Source organism: Vibrio sp. JZG10 (assembly GCF_054064075.1).
The window spans coordinates 83,857-91,845 of sequence record NZ_JBSUGE010000021.1; the positions used below are offsets into that span (position 1 = coordinate 83,857).

Annotated in this window: 7 protein-coding genes and 1 tRNA gene; 3 read left to right on the plus strand and 5 right to left on the minus strand. The window is 44.9% G+C overall.

The features are described 5' to 3' along the window. Nucleotides 1-31: 31 nt before the first annotated feature. Nucleotides 32-496 (minus strand): Lrp/AsnC family transcriptional regulator, encoded by a 465-nt coding sequence (locus tag ACWYVB_RS19895; protein ID WP_053807138.1) that lies wholly within the window; start codon nucleotides 494-496, stop codon nucleotides 32-34. Between the two features lie 138 nt (nucleotides 497-634). Between ACWYVB_RS19895 and ACWYVB_RS19900 the strand changes: the two genes are divergently transcribed. After that, on the plus strand, nucleotides 635-1,729 hold the full coding sequence (locus ACWYVB_RS19900) for a PLP-dependent cysteine synthase family protein (protein WP_005390576.1): 1,095 nt from the start codon (nucleotides 635-637) through the stop codon (nucleotides 1,727-1,729). A gap of 64 nt (nucleotides 1,730-1,793) precedes the next feature. On the opposite strand, the gene ACWYVB_RS19905 is transcribed toward ACWYVB_RS19900, so the two are convergent. Then, complete coding sequence (locus ACWYVB_RS19905) at nucleotides 1,794-2,111, minus strand: DUF1244 domain-containing protein (protein ID WP_457529890.1); 318 nt, start codon at nucleotides 2,109-2,111, stop codon at nucleotides 1,794-1,796. 213 nt (nucleotides 2,112-2,324) lie between these two features. On the opposite strand from ACWYVB_RS19905, the gene ACWYVB_RS19910 reads away from it, so the two are divergent. Then, entirely contained in the window at nucleotides 2,325-2,900 is a 576-nt protein-coding gene (locus ACWYVB_RS19910; protein ID WP_457529892.1) for a porin family protein, read from the plus strand. A gap of 90 nt (nucleotides 2,901-2,990) precedes the next feature. Here ACWYVB_RS19910 and ACWYVB_RS19915 read toward each other — a convergent pair whose 3' ends face one another. The 3 genes from ACWYVB_RS19915 to ACWYVB_RS19925 all read right to left on the minus strand — a co-directional run bounded on the left by ACWYVB_RS19915 (nucleotide 2,991) and on the right by ACWYVB_RS19925 (nucleotide 7,630). Then, the gene (locus tag ACWYVB_RS19915) at nucleotides 2,991-3,188 is read right to left on the minus strand and encodes a type II secretion system protein (RefSeq protein ID WP_005390570.1); all 198 of its coding nucleotides are present in this window, start codon (nucleotides 3,186-3,188) and stop codon (nucleotides 2,991-2,993) included. A gap of 219 nt (nucleotides 3,189-3,407) precedes the next feature. Continuing rightward, nucleotides 3,408-6,521, minus strand: a complete 3,114-nt coding sequence (gene vmeF, locus ACWYVB_RS19920; RefSeq protein ID WP_457529894.1) for a multidrug efflux RND transporter permease subunit VmeF — start codon at nucleotides 6,519-6,521, stop codon at nucleotides 3,408-3,410. After that, nucleotides 6,521-7,630, minus strand: a complete 1,110-nt coding sequence (locus ACWYVB_RS19925; RefSeq protein WP_301582719.1) for an efflux RND transporter periplasmic adaptor subunit — start codon at nucleotides 7,628-7,630, stop codon at nucleotides 6,521-6,523. The genes vmeF and ACWYVB_RS19925 overlap by 1 nt, the downstream gene beginning before the upstream one ends. 292 nt (nucleotides 7,631-7,922) lie before the next feature. On the opposite strand from ACWYVB_RS19925, the gene ACWYVB_RS19930 reads away from it, so the two are divergent. Continuing rightward, a tRNA-Tyr gene (locus ACWYVB_RS19930) sits at nucleotides 7,923-7,989 on the plus strand.

Below are 7,989 nucleotides of genomic sequence, written 5' to 3' on the forward strand. Positions count from 1 at the left end.
TAACCATTAAATAAAATTCGTATAAAGCTATTTAGTTGAGAAGTGGTAACTCAGTCGTATATTTAATGGATTCCATAGCAAATGTTGAAGTCACATTAGACAGTCCCTTTACACTATTAACTAAGCGCTTATAAAACTCGTCAAAACACTTCATATCTTTGACTAGCACTTTCATCATGTAGTCATACTCGCCGGCCATACGATAAAACTCCATCACCTCAGGGAAATCACTCACTGTTGTGACAAAGTGGTGATACCAATCTTCGGAGTGATCGATGGTTTTTAGCTGAACAAAAGCGATAAAAGACAGGTCGAGTTTTTCTGCACTCAGTAACGCCACGCGCTTTTCGATGTAGCCTTCTTCTTCCAACCTTTTCAAACGCTTCCAACATGGCGTCGTTGTCAGATTTACCTGCTCTGCTAACTCATTTAATGACAAGGTGCTGTCGGTTTGTAACAACGCAAGCAGCTGCTTATCGACCCGATCCAAAATCATCCTATAAAACCCACGAAGTGTAGAAAACTTTTCTATCAAAATAGTCATTACCGGCAACTATAGCAAAGTTTTTCTCTCGTATTATAGGTAAATTATTCCCATCTAATGCTTATCTATCGATTTCCAAGGAGAGACGCCATGTGTACTGACCACAACTGGATCAACAATGCAGTGCGTAAAATTGAAGCAGACTTTCAACGTTCTGCTGATACTCATTTATTTAAACTCGAACTGCCTTCTCTTGATGGTATCGATATCTACCTAAAAGATGAGAGCACGCACCCAACAGGCTCTCTGAAACACCGATTGGCACGCTCGTTGTTTCTTTATGCGATTTGTAACGGATGGATTGGTCCTGAAACCACAGTGATTGAAGCGTCCTCAGGCAGCACTGCCGTTTCAGAAGCGTATTTTGCTCGCTTGCTTGGCTTACCGTTCATTGCTGTTATGCCGAAAACCACCGCACGTAAAAAGATTGAACAAATTGAGTTTTACGGTGGTAAAGCGCATCTTGTAGAGCGCTCAGATCAGATTTATGACGAGTCTCGACGTTTGGCCCAAGAGTTAAATGGTCACTACATGGATCAGTTTACTTATGCTGAACGTGCGACTGACTGGCGCGGCAACAACAACATTGCGAACTCTATCTTTAGCCAAATGGAACTAGAAGATCACCCAATTCCTAATTGGGTAGTAATGAGCCCAGGAACTGGTGGCACGTCTGCAACCATTGGCCGTTTTATTCGTTACCAAAAATACGACACCAAACTTTGTGTCGTAGACCCTGAAAACTCGGTGTTTTACGACGCTTTCCAGTCAGGTAATCACTCATTAAAAGGTGAGACCGGCAGCAAAATTGAAGGCATCGGTCGACCACGTGTCGAGCCAAGCTTTATTGCAGGTGTTATTGACGAGATGCGCAAAATTCCAGACGCTGCCAGTGTGGCAACTGCACATTGGGTTTCTCAACTGATTGGGCGTAAAGTAGGCGCATCAACGGGGACGAACCTCTACGGTGTGCTTCAACTGGCCTGCGAAATGAAACAACGCGGTGAAACAGGCTCTATCGTGACACTTTTATGTGACTCTGGTGAGCGTTACTTAGATACGTATTACGACTTAGCATGGGTAAAAGAGAACATCGGTGATATTCAACCTTACCTCGCGCAACTTGAAGTCATTCAAGCGAAAGGCTGTGTCGAACCTGCATGTTGCGGTCCAATTACCGCTTAATATGTAAATTCGAATGTAAAAAAACAGCCCGCTGATGTGCGGGCTGTTTTTTTGGAAATGAGTATTACTTTTTCTGACGCGCTTCAAACGCCGCCAATTGTTCTGGCGTTGCCGCTGGCTGATGATTTTGTTTCCATTCATCGTAAGTCATGCCGTAAACACGTTCGCGAGCGTCATCAATGTCTAAATCCACACCGAGATTTTCCGCTTCAGCTTTGTACCATTTGCTAAAGCAGTTGCGACAGAAGCCCGCAAGAATCATGAGGTCGATGTTCTGCACGTCTTTATTCGCGTCTAAATGCGCCAATAAACGACGAAATGTAGCCGCGTCTAACTTATCTTGTTCTTCTTGAGTCAGATTTTTATATTTGAATTCAGACACTTTCCTTTCCTTCTCTCTTATTTGATTGACGTTAGTCACCATACCGAATAGTAAGTTCTCCAGCCTAGGAAGTCTGCTTTAGCGCAACAATTCCCAGTCTAAATGACTACCTTTGCGTAAAAACTGATATGATAAACGCCATCTATCTTATTGATTAAATTAATATTAACACAACTCATTACAACGGTCTTTTACAAAGGTTATCGTCAAGTTATGAAAAACGCCATTCTATTATTGTCTGCCTTGACCATCAGTGTGCCGACTTTTGCTGCTCAAGAACAAACTCATCAATCTTATTTTTATCTGGGTACTGGTAACGTCGGTTTTGATACACCCTATTTTGGCTCAGACAGAGACAATGAGTGGTCCACACCACATATCACTGTTGGTTGGGGCTATCATGTCAATCAATACCTTGCGTTTGAAGGTGTGCTTCGCTATTCCCAAAACGAACTGAAGAACGACAAACTGAAAACAGATTTGGATTTGCACTATTACCAAGCGGGTATATCAGCTGTATTGACCAGTGATAACCTTGGCGATACGCCACTTTCTTTGTTTGGCCGCGTGACCGCGTTAGGGACTCAGGCAGAAATGTACGTTCCAAACCAACAAAAAGTCACCGATGATTCAGGAGCACTATTCAATATCGGTGCTGGTGTCCATTGGGATATGAGCAAAGACATCTGGTTGCGCGCAGAGTACATCTATAATGTCGCAGATATGGGCTTTGAAGATTTTTACGACAGCTACGAAGGTGTGCAAGTTAGCTTAGGGAAACGCTTCTAACATTAGATAGCACCAAGTTACCAGAATTGAAATACAAACAAGCCGAGGTTTTTACCTCGGCTTGTTTTATAATCTACGGAGTGTCATCAGTTACTGAGCGGAGAACTTTTCTGTTGTCTCTTGATTCACATGGCTACTTGGTTGCCCGGCATCGAGAGAGTGTAAAATGCCATCTTGACGATCTTTTAGTGCATTCGTTAACGTCGGAAGTGCAGTGGTCGCTAACAACGCCATAACACCCGCAACTAAAACCATTTCTACCATGTAACTACCACGTACTTTTTTCAAGAGAACACCTCAAATAATAGGTATATGCTGCTTTCCCGGCATGACACCTAACAAGACCCGACATTCAGTCAATACGATGAGCGAGTCCTGTGCCCCTCGAAGAAGTGGCGAAATAATAAACAAAAATAATCATTAGATCTATAAGTAATCACTCTCAATATAAAAAAACACCGAACAACTTTTGTTCGGTGTTTTCAATCAAAGCTTTACGTACAGCGGCTAAGGATGAGCAATACGGCCTTTTGTATCGTGGCTGAGTGCTTTGTTCAATTCTGCTTCTACATGGCCTGGCGCCTGTGTTTTCGCCGAAATCAATCGGTACATAGCCGGGATGACAAATAAGGTCACCAATGTCGCAAATCCCATCCCGAAAAAGATCACGGTACCCACGGCAATACGGCTCTCATAACCAGCCCCTGTCGATACAATCAACGGGATGGCACCAGCAAGCGTGGTAAATGCTGTCATCAAGATCGGGCGTAGACGTCGCGCAGCTGCATCAATAACCGCTTTTTCGAATTCAACACCGCGGTCTCGCAACTGGTTGGCAAACTCAACAATCAAAATGCCGTTTTTCGTCACCATGCCGATCAACATGATCATGCCAATCTGGCTGTAAATGTTCATGCCTTGCCCCATCACAACCAAGCCAAGGAAGCCACCAAATACGCCCATCGGCACCGTAAACATCACCACTAACGGGTTCACGAAGCTTTCAAACTGAGCCGCCAACACGAGATACGCCACAAGCAATGCCAACGCAAACACGACAGCAACACTCGCTTGGTTCTCTTTAAAGTCTTTTGACTCGCCAGAATAACTCACCGAGATGTCACCTGGTAAGTTGTCTATCGCTTGTTGATCAAGGTAATTCAGCGCGTCTCCTAATGTGTAGCCTTCTGACAGATTAGCCGTAATAGTGATGGATTTCTGTTTGTTGTAGTGAGATAGACGAATAGAAGCTGCCACTTCTTCAATTTTAGTGACCGCGTCTAACGTCACTAACTGCCCACTATTGGTTCGCAGATAAATCTGGCTTAAATCCGCAGCATTATTAAAGCTGTTTTCATCACCACGAAGATACACATCATACTCTTCGCCACGCTCAACATAAGTCGTCTCACTTTTACCACCAAGCATGATTTCTAGCGTATCAGAGATGTCTTTGACACTGACCCCTAGTTCTGCGGCACGCTGTCTGTCGACCGTAACCAATAGCTCTGGCGTTTTCTCTGAGTAATCGATCTCAGCACCTTCCATCATTGGCGATTCTTCTGCTTTGTTTTTCAACATTTCAGCCCAGACGAGAAGTTCATCGTAATCAGAGCCACCTAATACAAACTGAACAGGCTCACTCGAACCACCTTGGAAGCCAGGCATGAATGGGAACACTCGAACATCAGGTATGCCAGCCAGTACGCCACGCACTTTGTTAAGCGCTTCCTGAGCTGTTACATCTCGCTCGTTCCAGTCTTCTAGAATCATGATAACAAAGCCGGTTTGATCGCCTGCCTGTCCACCAAATGCAGGCGTTTGGATACTAAACGACTTCAGATACCCTTGCCCGAGTAATGGCATCAATCGGTCTTCAACAATGTCCATATTGGCTGACATACGATTGTATGACGTGGCATCAGCCCCGCGTACAAACGCAAACATCACGCCGCGATCTTCTTGAGGGGTCAACTGGGCTGGCACTTGGTTCATCAAGAAGTAACTGCCGCCCAAACACACCAAAATCACCAGCGGTGCAGCCCAACGCATTTTCAATGCGCCTTTCAATAATGAGCGGTAACCACTCTCAAGTTTACTAAATAGGCGATCGACCACTTGATTAAATCGATTTGGTTTTACATTCGCCTTCAAAATCTGACTACCCAATACAGGAGTTAATGTTAGGGCGATCAAAGACGAGAAAATCACAGACATCGCCAACAAGACAGAAAACTCAGTAAATAGCAGACCTACCATGCCATCCATAAAAGAAATCGGCAGGAATACCATCACCAGCACTAACGTTGTCGCGATAACGGCAAAGCCTACTTCCCGCGTACCTTTATAGGCCGCAAGCAAAGGCGATTCACCACGTTCGATATGGTGGAAGATGTTTTCAACAACCACAATCGCGTCATCCACTACCAAGCCGATAGACAGGATCAATGCCATCAAGGTAATTAAGTTGATAGAAAAGCCAAAGTAATAAGCGGCAATGAATGAGGAAATCAGCGATACCGGAACCGTAACCGCAGGAATCAAGGTTGCACGAGCTTGACCAATGAAGATGTACAACACCAAAATAACCAAACCGCCCGTAATAAATAGCGTGCTATACACCTCTTCTATCGAGCGCTCGATAAACACCGTCGCATCGTAGTCGATAGCAAGCCGCGTTCCTTCCGGCAAGAACTTCTGGATGTTATCAACTTCAGCTCGAACTAATTTTGCTACTTCTAACGGGTTCGCATCAGACTGAGGAACTACCCCCAAACTAACATTGACGACGCCATCGCTTTTAAAGGTCGAGTTTTCGTTTTCTGCACCGATAAAAACATCAGCGACATCTTTCAAATAGATAGGCGTGTTGTCGCTTGCCCTTTTAATCACGAGGTACTGAAAATCTTCCGGCTTGTTATAGCTACGCGCTGTCCGTACCGACATGACTGTCGAGTCATTACGAACTTCACCACCCGGACTTTCTAAGTTTTCACTTCGCAGTGCCGATGTAATGTCCGAAGCCGTGACTGAGCGCCCCGCCATCAGCTCTGGCTTAAGCTTCACGTACATCACCTTGTACAAACCACCAGAGAGATCAATGGAGCTCACCCCAGAGATCAAGCTAAAGCGATCCATCAGTACACGTTCTGCATAATCCGTCAATTGAGTGCGGTCCATCTCTGCAGAACTGAGATTTATATAGAGGGAGGCCTGACCTGAACCGTTATTCTTGTAGACAATTGGATCGTCCGCTTCATCAGGTAGCGAACGTTGAGCGCGAGCCACCGCGTCGCGAACATCACTAACACCCGTATTGAGATCGTAACCTAGCTCAAAAGTGATCGTGATACGCGAACTGCTGTTTCGCGTCGTCGAACTGATCTCATCGATTCCGCTGATGCCTGAAAGCTGATCTTCTAATACAGAAGTAATTTGACTCTCGATGATCGTCGCGGAAGCGCCCTCGTAACGCGTACTAATGGAAACGACCGGACTTTCAATGTCCGGCATTTCTCGCACCGCTAGTTTCGTAAAGGATACAAAACCAAATACACACAGCAGCATACTCAATACCAACGCTGCGACTGGGCGTTTTACAGAAACGTCAGAAAGTAACATTAGTTTGCTTCCTTAGCCGCTTCGTCTTGCGTGCTTTGAACACCTTGATTACCCGTTGCGTTAGCTGTTTCTGACTTTCCTGGTGCGACAATTTCCTTAACTTCAACACCATCTCGCATATTAACGATGCCCTGTACAACAATTTTGTCGCCAACTTCAACGCCTGATTCAATAACGACTTCGTTATCGACACGAGCACCGAGAATGACTTCTTGTCGAGTCGCTTTATTGTTGTCATCGATGACGTATACGTAACGCTTGGTGCCAGAGTATTCTAGTGCTTGAACCGGGATAATTGGCGCTTCAATCGCAGGGAAGGCCAATGATGCATTCATTAACATGCCCGGCTTTAAGCGGTTTTCAGGGTTCTCAAACTCAATACGCACACGCAGGTTCAGAGTTTCTGAGCTGATCCGCGTATCAATGCCTGTAACCTGACCAGTAAACGTCTGTTCACCCCATGCACTGGTTTTGGCAATGACTTCCATACCAATAGAAAGCATCGATAAATAGCGCTCCGGTACTTGTAAGTCCAGCTCCATGACGGAAAGGTCATCCAAGGTCAACAGCTCTGTACCCGCGCTAACCATTTTACCGCGACTAAAATCGATGAAACCAACAGTGCCAGAGAATGGAGCCGTAATATGAAGATCGGCCAAATTTGCTTGAGCGGCGTCCAGCCTTGCTTGTGCAATTTCAACGCTTGCTTTTTGTGCGTCGATCTCAGTTTGGGTGATAGCATTTCGCTTAACCAAACGTTGAAACTCTTTTAGCTTACGTTGTTCATCTTTAAGGTACGCCTCTGCCTCAATCAAAGCGGCTTGAGCCTTATCATCATCCAACTTGATTAACAGCTGACCTTGTTGGACATTTTGATTCGCTTTAACAGCGATTTGATTCACTTTGCCGGCGACTTCCGATGCAACAACCACAGACTCCGCCGCTTCTAATTTACCGATAAGCGATAAGGATTGATTGATCTCGTGCGTTTCTACTTGTTCAGTTACGACGGTAACTGCTGAGCCTCGCATAGCTGCGAAAGCTGATGGAGAACTCATTAATATAGAAAGCGTTAAAACAGATAACGATAACGTGGCTTTCATGCTCATGATATTGACTTCTAAACGAATAAACTTATGTCATTAAACTGCTTACATTTTATCAGTAGATACGTGGTTTAACGTCAAGTAGTGTAAATTCAAGTAAAAAGAGCGTTTCTCTTCTGTTCAAAGGACACACAAAACGCTGACTTTCTACCATCTTTGCCCAAAAAGACAGCATTCAACGTAAAAACGCAAGAAAAACGCTTTACAGCCTGAGCGAGTTTGCTATGATTCGCTCCGCACTTGGGAGATGAGTTGGGAAAACATCTTGCTAAGTATAAAAATCCTCTGGAGGGGTTCCCGAGTGGCCAAAGGGAGCAGACTGTAAATCTGCCGGCACTGCCTTCGATGGTTCGAATCCGTCC

Bases quoted from the DNA above. Each gene is read 5' to 3' on its own strand.
- ACWYVB_RS19895 (WP_053807138.1), bottom strand. From the start codon at position 496: ATGATTTTGGATCGGGTCGATAAGCAGCTGCTTGCGTTGTTACAAACC.
- ACWYVB_RS19925 (WP_301582719.1), bottom strand. From the start codon at position 7,630: ATGAGCATGAAAGCCACGTTATCGTTATCTGTTTTAACGCTTTCTATA.
- ACWYVB_RS19910 (WP_457529892.1), top strand. From the start codon at position 2,325: ATGAAAAACGCCATTCTATTATTGTCTGCCTTGACCATCAGTGTGCCG.
- ACWYVB_RS19900 (WP_005390576.1), top strand. From the start codon at position 635: ATGTGTACTGACCACAACTGGATCAACAATGCAGTGCGTAAAATTGAA.
- vmeF (WP_457529894.1), bottom strand. From the start codon at position 6,521: ATGTTACTTTCTGACGTTTCTGTAAAACGCCCAGTCGCAGCGTTGGTA.